Genomic DNA, 1,178 nt, shown 5'->3' with positions numbered 1-1,178 from the left:
CACAAAATTTACAATTTAACTCTTTATTTTTTGTAACCGAATCATGAACGCCCCATTAATAATGCGCTAGCAGCTGGGGTAAACAGCCAGAGCTTTATTATTTATGAAAACAGAAATTCGCTATTGTTTTGAATCTTCACAAGTTGCTAACCGATTTTTACACGAGCTCAAAGACTGGCCGGTTAACGATGTAAAAACACGACTTTTTAATGGCGGCGATAGTGTAAAAGTGACATACGAATACGACGAAAGTGGTTTTGATTACACCTCAGCAGAGCTCGACGACCTAGCAGAAAAGCATGGCGGTAAAGAAGTTTAAATTAAGTGATAACAATAACTAAAGGCAATCTAATGAAAAATAAAGTGTTAAGTTTATTTACAATAATATGTTTAGCTTTTAGCTTATTAAGCCATGCAGAACCGATTAAAACAAAACCTTTTAGTATTGGTGAAACCTTTACCTTTAAATCAACCACGCTTGAGCAGCAACGCACTATAAACGTTTACATGCCTAATAGTTATGAGCAATCAAGCGATAAGCATTACCCTGTTATTTACTTACTCGATGGCTCAAAAGATGAAGACTTTATTCATATTGCAGGACTTGTACAATTTGCTTCTTTTCCGTGGATAAACCATATACCCGAAGCCATTGTTGTGGGTATAGCAAATATCGATCGTAAACACGATTTTACATCACCGAGTAATAATGCCCTCGATTTAAAAGACTTGCCAACGCACGGTGGCTCAAAAAAGTTTATTAGTTTTATAAACGACGAACTACGGCCACTGATCAATAAAACATACCGTACCAACTCAACAAGTACTTTAATTGGTCAATCGTTAGGTGGTTTACTAGCCACCGAAATTTTGTTTAATCACCCTGCAATGTTTAATCATTACGTAATAATTAGCCCCAGCTTATGGTGGGCCGATAATGAATTACTGAATGGCCCTTTTGAGCCAACTGCCTTTCCTCAATCGGTTTATATTGGAGTAGGTAAAGAAGGCGAATTAATGGAAGGTTTAGCAAAGCAATTACATAAAAAAGTAGCGCCTATTCTGAGTAGTAAAAGCCAAGTGCAATTTGGCTATTTTGAAAACCTAGATCACACTGAAACACTACATTTAGCTGTATACGACGCTTTTAAAAAAATGAACTATCATCCCGAATAGTA

Annotated in this window: 2 protein-coding genes; both read left to right on the top strand. The window is 36.4% G+C overall.

All coding sequences use genetic code 11. The features are described from left to right. Positions 1 to 103 precede the first annotated feature (103 nt). Positions 104 to 319, top strand: a complete 216-nt coding sequence (locus H5072_RS19980) for a hypothetical protein (protein WP_010555169.1) — start codon at positions 104 to 106, stop codon at positions 317 to 319. Between the two features lie 32 nt (positions 320 to 351). Beyond that, on the top strand, positions 352 to 1,176 hold the full coding sequence (locus tag H5072_RS19975; RefSeq protein ID WP_170072030.1) for an alpha/beta hydrolase: 825 nt from the start codon (positions 352 to 354) through the stop codon (positions 1,174 to 1,176). Positions 1,177 to 1,178: the final 2 nt, after the last annotated feature.

It is taken from the genome of Pseudoalteromonas sp. SR45-5, from assembly GCF_014163565.1.
GTDB classification, from domain to species: Bacteria; Pseudomonadota; Gammaproteobacteria; order Enterobacterales; family Alteromonadaceae; genus Pseudoalteromonas; species Pseudoalteromonas distincta.
The sequence above is the reverse complement of the archived record's forward strand: the minus strand, read 5'-3'. Positions and strand labels throughout refer to the sequence as shown.